12 protein-coding genes are annotated in these 16230 nt (G+C 68.2%); 7 read left to right on the top strand and 5 right to left on the bottom strand.

The window, feature by feature from the left end:
• Positions 1-157: 157 nt before the first annotated feature.
• From ACQY5B_RS06700 to ACQY5B_RS06680, 5 genes are all read right to left on the bottom strand, one after another.
• Positions 158-1336, bottom strand: a complete 1179-nt coding sequence (locus ACQY5B_RS06700) for a geranylgeranyl diphosphate reductase (RefSeq protein ID WP_420325850.1) — start codon at positions 1334-1336, stop codon at positions 158-160.
• Positions 1337-1339: 3 nt separating this feature from the next.
• The gene (locus ACQY5B_RS06695; RefSeq protein WP_420325851.1) at positions 1340-2629 is read right to left on the bottom strand and encodes a BCD family MFS transporter; all 1290 of its coding nucleotides are present in this window, start codon (positions 2627-2629) and stop codon (positions 1340-1342) included.
• Complete coding sequence (chlG, locus tag ACQY5B_RS06690; RefSeq protein ID WP_420325852.1) at positions 2626-3537, bottom strand: chlorophyll synthase ChlG; 912 nt, start codon at positions 3535-3537, stop codon at positions 2626-2628. Before chlG ends, ACQY5B_RS06695 begins: the two co-directional genes overlap by 4 nt.
• Before the next feature lie 65 nt (positions 3538-3602).
• Positions 3603-5066, bottom strand: a complete 1464-nt coding sequence (gene ppsR / locus ACQY5B_RS06685) for a transcriptional regulator PpsR (RefSeq protein ID WP_420325853.1) — start codon at positions 5064-5066, stop codon at positions 3603-3605.
• Between the two features lie 46 nt (positions 5067-5112).
• Positions 5113-5898 (bottom strand): cobalamin B12-binding domain-containing protein, encoded by a 786-nt coding sequence (locus ACQY5B_RS06680; protein ID WP_420325854.1) that lies wholly within the window; start codon positions 5896-5898, stop codon positions 5113-5115.
• 334 nt (positions 5899-6232) lie between these two features.
• On the opposite strand from ACQY5B_RS06680, the gene bchF reads away from it, so the two are divergent.
• From bchF to ACQY5B_RS06645, 7 genes are all read left to right on the top strand, one after another.
• Positions 6233-6721 carry a 2-vinyl bacteriochlorophyllide hydratase gene (gene bchF / locus ACQY5B_RS06675; RefSeq protein ID WP_420325855.1) on the top strand — a complete coding sequence of 163 codons (489 nt, stop codon included), beginning with the start codon at positions 6233-6235 and terminating at the stop codon, positions 6719-6721.
• On the top strand, positions 6718-7995 hold the full coding sequence (locus ACQY5B_RS06670; protein WP_420325856.1) for a ferredoxin:protochlorophyllide reductase (ATP-dependent) subunit N: 1278 nt from the start codon (positions 6718-6720) through the stop codon (positions 7993-7995). The genes bchF and ACQY5B_RS06670 overlap by 4 nt, the downstream gene beginning before the upstream one ends.
• Complete coding sequence (gene bchB, locus ACQY5B_RS06665) at positions 7992-9515, top strand: ferredoxin:protochlorophyllide reductase (ATP-dependent) subunit B (protein WP_420325857.1); 1524 nt, start codon at positions 7992-7994, stop codon at positions 9513-9515. Before ACQY5B_RS06670 ends, bchB begins: the two co-directional genes overlap by 4 nt.
• The gene (locus ACQY5B_RS06660) at positions 9505-13077 is read left to right on the top strand and encodes a magnesium chelatase subunit H (RefSeq protein ID WP_420325858.1); all 3573 of its coding nucleotides are present in this window, start codon (positions 9505-9507) and stop codon (positions 13075-13077) included. The genes bchB and ACQY5B_RS06660 overlap by 11 nt, the downstream gene beginning before the upstream one ends.
• Positions 13078-13183: 106 nt before the next feature.
• A complete protein-coding gene (gene bchL, locus ACQY5B_RS06655) occupies positions 13184-14083 on the top strand; it encodes a ferredoxin:protochlorophyllide reductase (ATP-dependent) iron-sulfur ATP-binding protein (RefSeq protein WP_420325859.1) in 900 nt (299 codons plus the stop codon).
• Positions 14084-14764, top strand: coding sequence for a magnesium protoporphyrin IX methyltransferase (gene bchM / locus ACQY5B_RS06650; RefSeq protein WP_420325860.1), 681 nt, complete (start codon positions 14084-14086; stop codon positions 14762-14764).
• Positions 14761-16197, top strand: a complete 1437-nt coding sequence (locus ACQY5B_RS06645; RefSeq protein WP_420325861.1) for a PucC family protein — start codon at positions 14761-14763, stop codon at positions 16195-16197. Before bchM ends, ACQY5B_RS06645 begins: the two co-directional genes overlap by 4 nt.
• The last annotated feature ends 33 nt before the right edge of the window (positions 16198-16230 follow it).

Here is a 16230-nt window from a genome sequence, read left to right as displayed (position 1 = left end):
TGCGCGGAACAAGGGGGCGACGCCCCGAGGGACCGGGATTGACACCCCGGTCCGGCACGATCCGTCCGGCGGCCGCCGTTTTCAGGTTTCCAAGACAGATGCCCTTCCCCGCCCGGCCAGCGCGCCGACGGCGGGCAAAGGCGCGGCTCCTGCCCGCCTAGGTATAGCCCGAGGGAACCAGCCGGGTCAGATGGGCGAGGTTCTTCAGCCCGATCTTCAGATGCGCCAACGGGCGGGCACTGACCAGCTTTTTGTTCATGTAGGCCTCGAAGGTCAGGCTTTGCACATCGACGTCATGACAGAGCGAGACGAAACGCTCGCGCCGCTCGTCCGAGCGGTAATAGGCCCGCTGCATCGATTGCAGCACCCGGAACACGGTCTTGTGCTCGCGCATGAAAAGGCGCCGGGCCAGCCGCAGGTCGCGCACCCGGCCGGTGGCCAGGCAGGCGGCGGCGGCGGTGGCGGCCACGCGGCCGCCAACCATCGCGTAATAGATCCCCTCGCCCGAACTGGGGGCGACCACGCCGGCGGCATCGCCTGCCAGCACCACGTCGCGCCCGTTGTCCCAGCGCGCCAGCGGCTGCAACGGGATCGGCGCGCCCTCGCGGCGCAGAGTGCGGCAGGCGCTCAACCCCGAGGCCGCGCGCAGGTCCGCTGTGGCCCGCTTCAGGTCCACCCCCTGCACCATCGACCCCATGCCGACGCTGGCAGAGGCCCCGTGCGGAAAGACCCAGCCGTAGAAATCCGGAGAAATCCGCCCGTCATAGACTACGTCGCATCGGCGCGGATCGTATTGCCCGGAGGCCGCGGGGGCGTCGATGATCTCGTGGTAGGCCATGACATATGGGATGCGGTCGCCGCCCGGCACCTCGGCCCGGGCCACCAGCGAGCGCGCACCATCGGCCCCGATCACCAGCCGGGCGCCAAGGCGGCGCTCTTCGCCGCTGGCCTTGTCGCGGTAGACAATCTGCGCGCCCCCGGCGTCGCGGGTGATCCGGCGAAAGGTTCCGGAGAACAGCCGCGCCCCGGCCCGGCGGGCACGGGTGCGCAGGAAGGCGTCGAAATGCGCGCGGTCGACCATGCCGACAAAGCCGTTCTCGATCGGGATATCCACCCGCCGCCCGGTGGGCGAGATCATCCGCGCCGTGGTGATCCTGGCTACAAGTTGATCGTCGGGGATGTCGAAATCCGCGATCAGCCGGGGCGGGATGGCACCGCCGCAGGGCTTGATCCGCCCGGCCCTGTCCAGCAGGGCCACCCGGTGACCCGAGCGCGCCAGTTCTTCGGCGGCGGTGGCCCCGGCGGGGCCGCCGCCCACCACGATGACATCGAACATGATCTATTCCCCCGGCGTGATCCGGACCGCCACGTGACGACGGTCCGGGATGACCCGCAGCGCCATCAGCGCGGCAAGGATGAAAAGCCCGGCCTCGGCCAGGAAAACGAGCCCGAAGGCAGAGGCATCGGGCACCAGCGTCAGGCGCAGCAGGTCAACCGCCGCCGCCCCGGCCAGCCCGCCAAAGCCCGCTGCAATGGCCTGGGCCGCGCCCCAGAGACCCATGCGCGTTCCCTCGCGCGCGCCGCGCCCCTGTCCCGCAAGCGCCATCATCGACCCGATGGCGGCCACGGCGAACATGCCGTTGAACAGGCCCAACGCGACCACGGCCGGCATCAGTGCCGCCACGCTGCCCGTGGCGCCGGTCAGGGTGATCGCCGCCAGGCTGGCCGCGGACCCCAGGCAGCCCGCCACGACCCAGGCACAGAGGCTGCCGATGCGCAGCCCCGTCGCCGCCACGCCCACCGCCAGCATCCCCAGGAAGACACCGCCGTTCTGTGCGCCGCTCAAGGTGGTGGACTGTCCGGGCGTGAAACCGAAGACGAGGCCCGCGTAGGGTTCGAGGATCAGCTCCTGCATGAAATAGGCGATCATCGAAAGAAAGACGAAAACCGTGAAGGCGCGGGCGTCCGGTTCGGCCCAGACCTCGCGCAGGCCCTCGATCAGCGAGGGCGGTTCGGGCTGCGGCGCGGGCGGGGCCAGGCGCCGCTCGATTCCCCAGGTGGCTAGCACCGTCAGCACCAGCGCGCCCAGTGTGACGCCCGCCACGATGCGCAACAGCAGCGCCGGGCTGTAGGGATCCAGGAGCGCGCCGATGCCGCCCGCCGTCAGCGCGATGCCCGCGATCATCATCAGCCAGGTGATGGTGGCGGCAGCAGCGCGGCGGCGCGGGTCGGTCGCCGTGGCCAGCAGGGCCAGCAGCGAGGTGCCCGAGGCCCCCACCCCCAGCCCGATCAGCGCGTATGACAGTATCGACAGTATCAGCGCGGCGGCAAAAGCGATGTCGAACAGGGCCACGCCCAGCGCCGCCCCGATCGCGCCCAGTCCCAGCACCGCCATGCCGCCGATGATGAAGCGCGTGCGCCGCCCACCGATATCGGACAGGAACCCCCAGTTCGGGCGGGTGATCTGGATGCCGTAGTGCAGCCCCACCAGAAGTCCCGGCAGTACCGCGGGCAAGGCCAGTTCCACCACCATCAGCCGGTTCAGCACAGAGGTCGTCAGCACGACGATTGCCCCCAGGCACATCTGCACCAGTCCCAGCCGGACAATCGACAGCCACCCCAGCGTCATCCCCCTGCCCCCAGGCTCCGCAAGGCGAAGGCGGCAACCATCATGCCGCTGACGTACATCAGCACGCCGGTGCCGTTGTACCAGGGCGCGCGGCCTTCGGGATCACGCAGGAGGACGGTCATCGCCCAGACCTGCCCCGCCAACAGCGCCGCGATGACCAGTGCCAGCATCGGCGCGCCCCAGAGCGTCAGAAGCGCGATCACCGCCACTTGTGGCAGCGTCATGACACCACAGGCCACCCGCGCGGCGCGCCCCGGCCCCAGGGTGACGGGCAGGGAGTTCACCCCCATCCGGCGGTCTCCTTTCAGGGCCTTGAAATCGTTGAGCGTCATGATCCCGTGCGCGCCCAGCGCATAGAGCGCCGCAACGGCGATCACCTGCGCCGAGGGCGCCCCGGCGGAAAGAACGGCGGCGCCGGTGAACCAGGGCAATCCCTCGTAACAGAGCGCCACCAGCCCGGGCCCCCAGATGCCGGAGCGTTTCAGCCGCACGGGCTCTGCCGAGTAGGCCCAGGCGGCCAGCACGCCAAAGACCGTCGCGCCAAACCCCCACGGCCCCAGGAATGACCCGATCCAGAGCGCCAGCAGCGTCATCGCCAGCGCGATCCACAGCCCCCAGCGACCGGGAATGCGCCCCGAGGGGATCGGCCTGTCGGGTTCATTGATTGCGTCGACATGGCGGTCGCACCAGTCGTTCGCGGCCTGGCTCATGCCGCAGACCACCGGGCCGGCCAGCACCATGCCCAGGATCACCTGCCCCGGCGCCGCGTTGACCGCGACACCGCAGGAGACCGCGCCGCAGAGATAGGCCCAGATCGGTGGAAACCAGGTGATCGGCTTGACCAGGGTCAGAACCGCCCGCGGATGCGGGGCGCGGCGCGCAACATGTAAGCCTGACGATACATCCATACCGTCAAGTAAACTACACACATCGAGTCGGAGAAAGGGTTTTCTTTGACCGACCCCCTGCCGGCCTAGCCCGATCGGCCTGTCTGGTCGCCCGAGCCGGCGTCCGAGGGTTCGCCGTTCAGCATGTCGTACTTGCGCAGCTTGACGTAGAGGCTCTGCCGCGACAGGCCCAGCATCTCGGCGGCGGCGACGCGGTTGTTCTTGGTCAGTTGCAGCGCGGTGTCGATGCACATGCGTTCGATCACGTCCGAGGTGGCCGAGACCAACTCCTTGAGAGAGGCGGTGCCGACAAGGTCCATGACGTTCTTGAGCGCCTCTTCGCTGACCGCCGCCCCGGCGGCCGCTTCGACCGCCATATCGCCGCCCGAGACATCGCGCAGGATCAGCCCGATGCCCTGGTCACGCCCGCCCTTGCGCAGTTGCGCGGTCGAGATGTCGACGGTGGTGCGGGTGCCCACGACACTGCGGAACTGCGCCATGAAGCTCCGGATGCGCCCCTCGCGCTGGGTGCTGTCCATCAGCAGGCGGCTGCTTACGCCGCCGCGCACCAGGAAATCTGAAAAGGGCCTGTCCTTGACGTCACGCAGTTGCGCCGCATCGGCCATGACGAGGAACGCCTCGTTGGCCTCGCGGATCATGCCATTGGCGTCCAGCAGGACGATGGCGTCGCTGGTGGCGTCAAAGAGGGTCGACAATGCCTGCGCCGCCTCGGTTCCGCCGCTGGCTTCCTCGCGGGTCGGGGCAAGCCGGCAGAGCAGGCCAAGCTCTCCGGCGGCGCGGAAAAACTCGGGGAACAGGACCACGGGCTTGTCGTTGCGGCGCGCCACAAGGTCGATACCGGGGCGGTCGTCCTGCCCCCCTGCCGCCTGCAGCGCCTCCATCAGTTCCGACCGGCGGCACCCCTCAAAGGCTTGGTTCAGTGCGCTGCCGGGCAGCGTGTCGGGCTTGGCCCCCAGCAGGGCGGCGGCAGCGCTGTTTGCATCTCGGATGCGCCCGCTGTCCGGGTCGACGAGGATCAGCGGTGTCTCGGCCGCCTCCAGCACCACGCGGAAAAAGGTCTCGGCGCTGCGGATGCGCTGCTTGTCCCGCTCGCGGGCCAGTTGTTCGTTGACCAGCCGCTGCTGGACCTCGGCCACAGGCTGCATGTCACGCCCGACCAGCAGCAGGGTCTCTCCCCCATTGACCGGCAGAGGAACGTAACGCACCGGGAACTCCCAGTCGGCATTGTCGAAGTGATTGAGTTCAAGCGGACCGCCGAATTGCTGCGGGCTTTCGGCAAGGCTCTCGCGGCGGGCGGCGTATTTGACCTTGCTTTCGACGTTCAGGAAGGTTTCGAACTTGCGGCCGACCCAGTGATCCAGGCATCCGAAGGCCGGGCATTCGGGACTGACGAAGATGCCGATGACCGTGTCCCGGGCGTCGATATGCACGGCGATGTCGGCGGTGTGCTCGATGATCTGGCCAACCGAAGACGCGTCCGGCAAGACGCCGACGTGTTCGAACTCCGATGGCGCATCCTGCCGTGTCAATGTGCATCCTCACTTGTCTTACATACGCCAGCTCCTAACGCAGTAGCTACGCAAGCGAGTCGACGGTCAGCGAATTGGCCACGGTGGCAAGTCCGCATCCCTCTATTGCCTCACGCGCCGACCGGACCGCAAGGTCAGCTCCTGTCAGAACCTCGACACCGTCGGAATCAGCAACATATTTGCCGCCCACGACGATCGGAGGGCACCGACCAAGGCCGGACTTCAGATTCTTTATGATTTCCTGAACGTTTTCAACAGATTTGTAGGTCGCCATAGAGATCCCGAGCATCGAAAACCGGCCTTCTTCGACGACGCGCAGCAATTCGGCGTTTGAAAGACGGATCGCCATGCGTACCCAGAGCCCATGCCGGCGAAACTGGTCGGCGGCCACGAAGGCGCCCAGAGTGTGATCCTCGACCGCGGGCAGAATCATCAGGATCGACTGCCCCAACGGCACGGTACGGTCCAGCCATGTGCCCCCGGGCAGGTCGGTACGGTTCTGGAACAGGGCCTGCAGCCGCGCCGCGCCGATCGTGACCTGGACAAAAGTGGCCTTGTCCTGCACCCACAGTTCGCCGATCCGTCGGGCCACGGCGGGCACGTAGTCAGTCAGCACCTCTTCCGAGGTCACTCCGGTTGCGATCAGTGACGAGATGACCGCCTGGTGGCTGGTCTCCGACTCGGACATGATCTCTTCGCAGAGACGATCAATCCAGTCATCCTTGGATTGCGGAGACCGGATTCTGCGATTGTCTGCAACGGATTTGAGCGCCGCTTCTACGAGGAACCGTATCGCCGTGTCCCGGTCGTCGGACTGGTCACGCCGACTCATGCTGTGCTCCATGCGACCATCCCCCCTCCTGGATGGTGGCGCCGGCGGCTTTCGCCAGAAACGAGTCGCCAACGCATCCCAAGAGTGTGCGGACGGCACAGGCATCTGTCAATTTTAATTGACATCGAGTTTCCCTCACTGTCGTCAAGCAGATGAAAACACCGAACTTTAATCGAGATAGCGCGTTTTTTCGCAGGGCAAGGCCTGCAATTGGGGGACTCGCGCCACCCTTCGGCGTCAGAAATTTCTGCCATCGCGAGTGTAAGTTTTAATTGACACTTCACGAACCCGCCCCCTAGCATCAGAGGTGATTTCTCCGCTGGGGAGGGCGAAGATGCTGCGACAGATCCAAGAGGACTCCGGCCGCGAGACGCTCTACACGCAGGCGCAGAAGCAACGCCGCGACGAGAGCGCCTGGACCCTGGTTCAGGGCATCCTGGCGCCGCTGCAGTTCCTGGCCTTTCTGATCTCGCTGGCACTGGTGCTGCGCTACATGGCGACGGGCGCGGGCTATGAGGCGGCAACCGTCTCGATCCTGGTCAAGACCGGGTTCCTGTACCTGATCATGGTCACCGGGGCGATCTGGGAAAAGGTCGTCTTTGGCCAATACCTGTTTGCCCCCGCCTTTTTCTGGGAAGACGTCTTCAGTATGGTCGTGATCGCCCTGCACAGCGCCTATGTCTGGGCGCTGCTGGCGGGCAGCCTGACACCGGGCGGGCTGATGCTGCTGGCGTTGGCGGCCTACGCCGCTTATGTCGTCAACGCGGCCCAGTTCCTGCTGAAACTGCGGGCCGCGCGGTTGCAGGCGGCGGTGCCCGCATGACCGCACCCGCCCCCGCAACAGGATGCCGTGACGTCCCCGTCCTGGCCGAACGCGGCCAGCAAGAGGTCTTTTGCGGGCTGACCGGCATCATCTGGCTGCATCGCAAAATCCAGGACGCGTTCTTCCTGGTTGTCGGCAGCCGCACCTGCGCCCACCTGCTGCAAAGCGCCGCCGGAGTGATGATCTTTGCCGAGCCGCGTTTCGGCACCGCGATTCTCGAAGAGACGGACCTCGCCGGGCTGGCCGATGCGCAGGAGGAACTGGAACGCGAGGTCGACCGCCTGCTGTCACGGCGTCCTGACATCCGCCAGCTGTTCCTGGTGGGCAGTTGCCCGTCCGAGGTCATCAAGCTGGACCTGTCGCGCGCCGCCGAACGGCTGTCGGCGCGGCACGCCCCAAAGGTGCGGGTGCTGAACTACTCGGGCTCGGGGATCGAGACGACATTCACCGAAGGCGAAGACGCCTGCCTGGCCGCGATGGTTCCGGCCCTGCCAGAGACCGACCGGCGGCAGCTGATCCTCGTGGGCGCCCTGCCCGACGTGGTCGAGGACCAGGCGCTGGACCTTTTGAGCAAGCTGGGGATCGAGGACGTCGCCGTCCTGCCCGCGCGCCATGCCGACAGCGGCCTGGCCATCGGGCCGAACACCGTCTTCGCCCTCACACAGCCGTTCCTGGGGGGCACGCTTGCCGCCCTTGAACGGCGCGGGGCGCGGCACATTCCCGCGCCGTTCCCGTTTGGCGAGGAGGGCACCACCGCGTGGCTGACCGCCGTGGCGCGGGAATTCGGCGTTGATCAGGCGCATTTCGATGCCGTGACCGCCGCGCCCCGTGCCCGCGCCGCCCGCGCCGTGGCCCGGGCCGCCGAGGATCTGCGCGACAGGTCTGTGTTCTTCTTCCCCGACAGCCAACTGGAAATCCCGCTGGCGCGTTTCCTGACCCGCGAATGCGGGATGCGGGCCATCGAGGTCGGCACGCCTTACATCCACCGCGCCGTCGTCGGGCCGGAACTCGACCTGCTGGATCGCGGCCCGCTGTTGACCGAAGGACAGGACGTCGAACGTCAGCTGGACCGCTGCCGGGGCACCCGGCCGGACCTGACCGTTTGCGGCCTTGGCCTTGCCAACCCGCTGGAGGCCGAGGGGCTGGCCACCAAGTGGGCCATCGAGCTGGTCTTTACCCCGGTGCATTTCTACGAACAGGCGGGCGATCTGGCCGGGCTCTTCTCGCGCCCCCTGCGCCGCCGCGCGGCCCTGCGGCTGGAGGCGGCGGAATGAAGCTGTCGGTCTGGACATACGAAGGTCCGCCGCATGTGGGCGCGCTGCGCGTCGCGACGGCCATGAAGGGGCTGCACTACGTCCTGCACGCGCCGCAGGGCGACACCTATGCCGACCTGTTGTTTACCATGATCGAGCGGCGCAACCACCGTCCGCCGGTGACCTACACCACCTTCCAGGCGCGCGACCTGGGCGCCGACACGGCGCAGCTGTTCAAGACCGCCTGTCTGGCCGCCTACGACAGGTTCCAGCCGCAAGCGATGATCGTCGGCGCTTCGTGCACCGCGGAATTGATCCAGGACGATCCCGGCGGCATGGCCGAGACGATGGGCCTGCCGGTGCCTGTGATCCCCCTGGACCTGCCCAGCTACCAGCGCAAGGAGAATTTCGGCGCCGATGAGACGCTGTTCCAGTTGGTCCGCGCCCTCGCCCGTCCGATGGACAGATCGGCCGATGTCACCTGCAACCTGATCGGCCCGACGGCCCTGGGGTTCCGCCACCGCGACGACATCACCGAACTGACCGCCCTATTGGGCGACATGGGGATCGGCGTGAACGTCTGCGCCCCCTATGGCGCCACGCCGCAGGACCTGACCCGGCTGGGCGCGGCGCATTTCAACGTGTTGATGTACCCCGAGACCGGAGAGGCCGCCTGCCGCTGGATGGCGCGTGAGCTGGGCCAGCCCTATACCCGCACCGTCCCCATCGGGGTCGGCGCCACCCGCGATTTCCTGGGCGAGGTCGCAGCCCTGACGGGCCGGTCCGTGGCACTGGACGAAAACCGCCTGCGCCTGCCGTGGTATTCCGCCAGCGTCGACAGCACCTACCTGACGGGCAAGCGCGTCTTCATCTTCGGCGACGGCACCCATGTGGCCAGCGCCGCCCGCATCGCCCGGGACGAGATGGGGTTCGAGGTGGCGGGACTGGGTTGCTACAACCGCGAACAGGCGCGGATGGTCCGCACCCTGGCGCGCGAGCATGGCGTCGAGGCGCTGATCACCGAGGATTATCTCGAGGTCGAGGCCCGCATCGCGGAGCTGGCCCCCGAGATGATCCTGGGCACACAGATGGAACGCCACATCGGCAAGCGCCTTGGCATTCCCTGCGCGGTCATCAGCGCGCCGGTCCACGTCCAGGACTTTCCCGCCCGCTACTCGCCCCAGATGGGGATAGAGGGCGCCAACGTGATCTTCGACACCTGGGTGCATCCGCTGGTCATGGGGCTGGAAGAGCACCTGCTGACCATGTTCCGCGAGGATTTCGAGTTTCACGACGATGCCGGGGCCAGCCATCACGGCGCCGCCGCCACGCCACGCACTCCTGATCCCGATGCCGCCGAGGCGCCCGATTCTGGCGGCGAGGTCATATGGCTGGACGAGGCCGAGCGCGAGTTGCGCAAGGTGCCCTTTTTCGTGCGCGGCAAGGCGCGCCGCAACACCGAAACCTATGCCAGCGAACGCGGTCTGACCCGGATCGGGCTGGACACGCTTTATGACGCAAAGGCCCATTATGCGCGATGACGGGTTCATAGGTGGCCCCGGCGCCCCGGACGGCTACAGCGTCGTGATCCTGACGCTGGACGCCCATGCCGCCGGTCCCTGCGCCCGGGCCGCAGACCGGCTGCGCAACGAGTTTCCCGGCCTGCGCGTCGCGATCCATGCCGCCGCCGAATGGGGCGAACACCCCGAGGCGCTGGAGGCCGCGCGCCGCGACATCGCCACGGGCGACATCATCGTCACCAGCCTGCTGTTCCTCGACGAGCACATCCGCGCGATCCTGCCCGACCTGCAGGCGCGGCGCGAAAGCTGCGACGCGATGGCGGGGCTGATCTCGGACGCACGCATCGTCAAGCTGACCCGCATGGGCGGGCTGGACATGGCGGCCCCGGACAGCGGCGTGCGCAAGCTGATGAAAAAGCTGCGCGGCAGCGGCAAGTCCGGCGTGCAGGACGGCGCCCGCAAGATGCGGATGCTGCGCCGCCTGCCCCGCATCCTGCGGTTGATTCCGGGCCGCGCGCAGGACCTGCGGGCCTGGTTCCTGTCCATGCAATACTGGCTGGGCGCGTCCGACGACAATGTCGAGGCGCTGATCCGCTTCCTGATCTCGCGCTATTGCCGCCACGCGGACTGGCGCGGGGCCGAAGCCCCGGCACCGCAGGACTACCCAGAGGTGGGCCTGTACCACCCCGACCTGCCCGACCGTATCGCCACCGATGCCGCCGACCTGCCCGGCCCGGCGGCACCGCGCGCCACCGTCGGCCTGCTGATGATGCGCAGCTATGTCCTGTCCGGCGATACGGCACATTACGACGCGGTGATCCGCGCGCTTGAGGCGCGCGGCCTGCGCGTCCTGCCCGCCTTTGCCGGGGGCCTGGACGGGCGCCCCGCCATCGAGGGCTTTTTCCGGGACCAGCACGGCGCCAGAATCGACGCGCTGCTGTCGCTGACGGGGTTCTCGCTGGTGGGCGGGCCGGCCTATAACGACAACGCCGCCGCCACCGCGTTGTTGCAGGCGCTGGACGTGCCCTATGTCGCCGCGCATCCGCTGGAGTTCCAGACGCTGGGCGAATGGGCCGCCTCGGCGCAGGGGCTGGGCCCGATCGAGACCACCATGCTGATCGCCCTGCCCGAGCTGGACGGCGCGACCAACCCGACGATCTTTGCTGGGCGTCACGGGCCGTCGGGCTGCGACGGTTGTGCGCGGGCCTGCCAGGCGGCCTCGACGGTAAAGGCGCTGGCCCCTTGTCACGACCGGATCGAGGCGCTGGCCGCCCGGGTCGACCGGCTGGCGGCCCTTCGCCGTTCACGGGTGGCCGAGCGGCGGGTCGGCATCGTCCTGTTCGGTTTTCCACCCAATGCGGGGGCCGCCGGGACAGCGGCCTACCTGGACGTGTTCCAGTCGCTTTTCAATACGCTGCACGCGATGGCGGATCGCGGCCATGACCTGACCCCGCCCGCCAGTGTCGAGGCGCTGCGCGAGACGGTGCTGGGCGGCAACGCCCGCCAGTACGGACAAGAGGCCAACGTGGTCGATCATGTTGACGCCGAACGGATCGTGACCGACACCCCCTGGCTGGACGAGATCGAGGCGCAATGGGGTCCCGCCCCCGGCAAGGTCCAAAGCGACGGGCGCGGCGTTTTCATCCTTGGTGCCACCTTCGGCAAAATCTTTGTCGGGCTGCAACCCGCCTTCGGATACGAGGGCGACCCGATGCGCCTGCTCTTCGAGCGCGGCTTTGCCCCGACCCATGCCTTTGCGCAGTTCTACCTCTGGCTGCGGGACCGGTTCCGCGCCGATGTTCTGCTGCATTTCGGGATGCATGGCGCCCTGGAATTCATGCCCGGCAAACAGGCCGGCCCCGGCCCCGCCTGCTGGCCCGACCGCCTGATCGGCGACATGACGAACGTCTATCTCTATGCGGCCAACAACCCTTCAGAGGCAACGCTGGCCAAGCGGCGCAGCGGCGCGGTGACGGTCTCTCACCTGACGCCGCCTCTGGCGACGGCGGGGCTCTACAAGGGGCTGGCCGAGCTGAAGGACAGCCTGACCCGCTGGCGCGCCGCCGCCCCCGGCGATCCCGCCCGCGACGAGATCGCCGCGCTGATCGCCGACCAGGCAGAGGCGCTGGACATGGGGGGCACCGACCCCGAGGCGCTGTGGCTGCGCCTGCTGGAAACCGAAACGGCGCTGATCCCCGAGGGTTTGCATGTGGTCGGGCGCGCCATGACGCCCGAGGCACGCAACAGCTACGTGGAGCTGTTGCCGCCCGAGGCCGACCGCGAGGAGATCGCGGCGCAACTGCGGCGTGATACGGAACTGCCCGCGCTGATGAGGGCGCTGGAGGGGCGCTTTACCCCGCCGGTGCCGGGCGGCGATCTGATCCGCTCGCCCGAGATCCTGCCCACGGGGCGCAACATCCATGCCTTCGATCCCTTCCGGATGCCCAGCGCGCTGGCCTGCCGCGACGGCGCGGCACAGGCAGACCTGCTGCTGGACACGCACAAGACAATGCCGCGCAGCATCGCCGTGGTTCTCTGGGGGTCGGACAATATTAAATCCGACGGGGCGCCCATCGGGCAGGCGCTGGCATTGATGGGCGCGCGGCCCCGGTTCGACGGCTTCGGGCGGCTCTGCGGCGCCGAACTGATCGACCTGGAGGACTTGGGGCGGCCCCGGATCGACGTCGTCATGACCCTGTCGGGCATCTTCCGCGACCTGCTGCCGCTGCAGACCCGGATGCTGGCCGAGGCGGCGCTGAAGGCAGCAGAGGCCGATGAGCCCGCCGACCGCAATTTCATCCGCGCCCATGCGCTGGCCTGCATCGAGGAAACCGGCTGCGACATGGCGCAGGCGGCTCTGCGGGTCTTTTCCAACGCCGAGGGCGCCTACGGTTCGAACGTCAACCAGATGGTGGATTCCTCCGCCTTCGGCGACGAGAACGAACTGGCCGACGCCTACGAGGCGCGCAAGAGTTTCGGCTATGGCACCGACGGCAAGGCACAGGCCCGCCCGGCACTGCTGCAACGGGCGTTGGCCCGGGTCGACCTGGCCTATCAGAACCTCGAATCCGTCGAGCTGGGCGTGACCACGGTGGACCATTACTTTGACACGCTGGGCGGGATTTCCCGCGCGGTGAAACGCGCGCGCGGCGGTCAGGGCGCCGCCGTCTACATCTCGGACACGACGCGGGGTGCGGGCAAGGTCCGCAGCCTGGCCGACCAGGTTGCGCTGGAAACACGCGCCCGGTCGCTCAACCCCAAGTTCCACGAGGCGCTGCTGAAACATGGCGCCGAGGGCGTCCGCCAGATCGAGAGCCACGTCACCAACACGCTGGGCTGGTCGGCCACCACCGGGGAGGTCGAGCCCTGGGTCTACCAGCGGATCTCCGAGACCTTCGTTCTGGACGAGGACATGCGCAACCGGCTGGCGGCGCTGAACCCGGCGGCCTCGTCCCGGATGGCGAACCGGCTGCTGGAGGCGCACGACCGCGCTTACTGGCAGACCAGCGCCGAAACCCTGGCGGCGCTGCGCGAGGCGGCGGATGCGCTGGAGGACCGGATGGAAGGGGTGGCTGCGGAATGACCGGGCGTTGCGCATCCGACACGGCCGGACCGGGGCTCTGCCCCGGACCCCGGAGTATTTGCAGCCCAAAGAAACAAGGGGCGCTGCGCCCCGTTTGGAGGACTTCATGAGCCCGAGAGACGACATCCCGCAGCTGCGGCGCGGTCAGGACGGCGAAGGCTCGGTACAGGTGCACCAGGACGCCGACGCCAGGATCGAGGGGGCCAAGGTCTTTTCCGTCTACGGCAAGGGCGGCATCGGCAAGTCGACGACCTCGTCCAACCTCTCGGCGGCCTTTGCCAAGATGGGCAAGCGGGTGCTGCAGATCGGCTGTGATCCCAAGCATGACAGTACCTTCACCCTCACGGGGCGGTTGCAGCCCACGGTGATCGACATCCTCAAGGAGGTGGATTTCCACGCCGAGGAGCTGCGCCCCGAGGATTTCGTGACCGAAGGCTGGGGCGGCGTGCATTGCGTCGAGGCGGGCGGGCCGCCCGCCGGGACCGGCTGTGGCGGTTATGTCGTGGGTCAGACGGTGAAACTGCTGAAACAGCACCACCTGCTGGAAGACACGGACGTGGTGATCTTTGACGTCCTGGGCGACGTGGTCTGTGGCGGCTTTGCCGCGCCGCTGCAGCACGCCGACCGCGCGGTGATCGTGACCGCCAATGATTTCGACAGCATCTACGCGATGAACCGGATCATCGCCGCGGTGCAGGCCAAGTCGGCCAACTACAAGGTGCGTCTGGCGGGCTGTATCGCCAACCGCTCGCGCGAGACGGACGAGGTCGATCGCTATTGCGCAAGGGTCGGCTTCGACCGCATCGCGCATATGCCCGACGTCGACGCCATCCGCCGGTCGCGGCTGAAGAAGAAGACACTCTTCGAGATGGACGACGAAGAGGACATCGTCGCCTGCCGGGCGGAATACCTGCGGCTAGCCGAGACGCTCTGGCGCGGGACCAAACCGCTGGCGCCGGCGCCGATGGAAGACCGCGACATCTTTGAAATGCTGGGGTTCGACTGAATGAGCTACGAGGTCACCAGATCCCGGGTCGAGACCTATTTCGACACCACCGCCACCCGCACCTGGGAGCGGTTGACCAGCGACGCGCCGGTGAGCCGCATCCGCGAGACCGTGCGGCGCGGGCGCGACGCGATGCGGGCACGGATCCTGTCGCGCCTGCCCGACGACCTGCGCGGGGCGCGGGTGCTGGACGCGGGCTGTGGCACCGGGCAGATGACCGCCGAACTGGCGGCGCGCGGAGCCGAGGTGGTGGCCGTCGACATTTCCCCGGCGCTGGTCGGGATCGCGCGTGACCGCCTACCCATCGACTTGCGCGGGCAGGTGCATTTCACCAGCGGCGACATGCTGGACCCGGCGCTTGGCCGGTTCGACCATGTGACCGCGATGGACAGCCTGATCTACTACGCCGAAAGTGACATCGCGCAGGCCCTGCAGGGGCTGGCCCGCCGCACCGAGGGCCGACTGGTGTTTACCGTGGCCCCGCGCACGCCCTTGTTGATGGCGATGTGGCGCATGGGGCAGCTGTTCCCGCGCGCCGACCGGTCGCCGGTGATGGTGCCGCATGCCCCGGCCCGGCTGTCGCGCGCGCTGAGGCGCGCCGGGGCGCCCGGGGCGCTGTCGGTGCTGGAGCGGGTCTCGGTCGGCTTCTACATCAGTCAGGCTATGGAGCTGGCCTCATGATCCTGCGCCCCGCCCATCTCAAGGCCCTGACGGCGCGGCTGTTGCCCTTTGCGGATGCCGCCAGCCCCGGCCTGCCGATGGGGCAGCTGTTGCGGCTGTCGCTGTTCCAGGTCTCGGTCGGAATGGCGACGGTGATGCTGCTGGGCACGCTGAACCGGGTGATGATCGTCGAACTTTCGGTGGCGGCCACGGTGGTCGCCGCGATGATCGCCCTGCCGGTGCTGATCGCGCCGTTCCGGGCGCTGCTGGGGTTCCGGTCGGACACCTACCGCAGCGCGATCGGCTGGAAACGCATTCCCTACCTCTGGTTCGGCTCGCTCTGGCAGATGGGTGGGCTGGCGGTCATGCCCTTTGCGCTGCTGGTTCTGTCGGGCGACGCGGTGCACCAACTTCCCTTCGCCGGAGAGGTGCTGGCGGCGCTGGCCTTCCTGATGACGGGGCTTGGCCTGCACATGACCCAGACCGCCGGGCTGGCCCTGGCCACGGACCGCGCCGATGCGGAAACGCGTCCGCGCGTGGTGGCGCTGCTTTACGTCATGTTCCTGCTGGGCATGGGGGGATCGGCGCTGCTGATCGGCTGGCTGTTGCGGGACTTCAGCCCCCTGACGCTGGTCCGCGTGGTACAGGGCGCGGCCGTCGTCGGCATCCTGCTGAACCTGATCGCGCTGTGGAAACAGGAGCACATGCGCCCTATGTCGCGCGCCGAACGCGAAGCGCCCCGGCCGCGCTTTGCCGAAGCCTGGGCCGACCTGCTGGCTGGCGGAGAGGCCGGGCGGTTGCTGGCGGTGGTCTTCCTCGGCACGCTGGCCTTCAACATGCAGGACGTGCTGCTGGAACCCTACGGCGGCGAGATCCTGGGCCTGCGCGTATCCACCACCACGCTCTTGACCGCCATCTGGGCAGCCGGCGCGCTGGCGGGCTTTGGGCTGGCGGGCCGGGCCCTGGCGCACGGTCGGGACGCCATGCGCATGGCGGGAACCGGGATTCTGACCGGGATCGCGGGATTCTGCGCGGTGATCTTTGCCGCGCCGTTGCAGGCCCCCGGGCTGTTCTTTGCCGGTGCCGGGCTGATCGGCCTGGGTGGCGGGCTCTTTGCCGTCTCGACCCTTTTGGCAGCAATGCGGATGCCCGCCACGGGACGGGCCGGGCACGGCCTGGCCCTGGGCGCCTGGGGGGCCGCACAGGCCACAGGCGCCGGGCTGGCCATCGCGCTTGGTGGGGGCCTGCGCGACTGGATCGGGGCGCTGGCCATTGCCGGCGACCTGGGCACTGCGCTGCAATCCCCCGCCACCGGCTATGCCTTTGTCTATCACATGGAAATCGGGCTGCTTTTCGTGACCCTCGCGGCCCTTGGTCCGCTGGTGCGCCTGCGCAGACAGCCCCCCACCCCGCAATCGGAGACCCGCATCGGACTTGCGGATTTCCCCACCTGAGACCCCGAGGCGAGCACACGGACACCCTGGAAA

This window comes from Antarctobacter sp., from assembly GCF_965277915.1.
In the GTDB taxonomy this organism is placed as follows: Bacteria; Pseudomonadota; Alphaproteobacteria; order Rhodobacterales; family Rhodobacteraceae; genus Antarctobacter.
This window is presented reverse-complemented; position numbering and strand designations above follow the sequence as displayed.

Bases quoted from the DNA above. Each gene is read 5' to 3' on its own strand.
- ACQY5B_RS06700 (WP_420325850.1), bottom strand. From the start codon at position 1,336: ATGTTCGATGTCATCGTGGTGGGCGGCGGCCCCGCCGGGGCCACCGCC.
- ACQY5B_RS06695 (WP_420325851.1), bottom strand. From the start codon at position 2,629: ATGACGCTGGGGTGGCTGTCGATTGTCCGGCTGGGACTGGTGCAGATG.
- chlG (WP_420325852.1), bottom strand. From the start codon at position 3,537: ATGGATGTATCGTCAGGCTTACATGTTGCGCGCCGCGCCCCGCATCCG.
- ACQY5B_RS06680 (WP_420325854.1), bottom strand. From the start codon at position 5,898: ATGAGTCGGCGTGACCAGTCCGACGACCGGGACACGGCGATACGGTTC.
- bchF (WP_420325855.1), top strand. From the start codon at position 6,233: ATGCTGCGACAGATCCAAGAGGACTCCGGCCGCGAGACGCTCTACACG.
- ACQY5B_RS06670 (WP_420325856.1), top strand. From the start codon at position 6,718: ATGACCGCACCCGCCCCCGCAACAGGATGCCGTGACGTCCCCGTCCTG.
- bchB (WP_420325857.1), top strand. From the start codon at position 7,992: ATGAAGCTGTCGGTCTGGACATACGAAGGTCCGCCGCATGTGGGCGCG.
- ACQY5B_RS06660 (WP_420325858.1), top strand. From the start codon at position 9,505: ATGCGCGATGACGGGTTCATAGGTGGCCCCGGCGCCCCGGACGGCTAC.
- bchL (WP_420325859.1), top strand. From the start codon at position 13,184: ATGAGCCCGAGAGACGACATCCCGCAGCTGCGGCGCGGTCAGGACGGC.
- bchM (WP_420325860.1), top strand. From the start codon at position 14,084: ATGAGCTACGAGGTCACCAGATCCCGGGTCGAGACCTATTTCGACACC.
- ACQY5B_RS06645 (WP_420325861.1), top strand. From the start codon at position 14,761: ATGATCCTGCGCCCCGCCCATCTCAAGGCCCTGACGGCGCGGCTGTTG.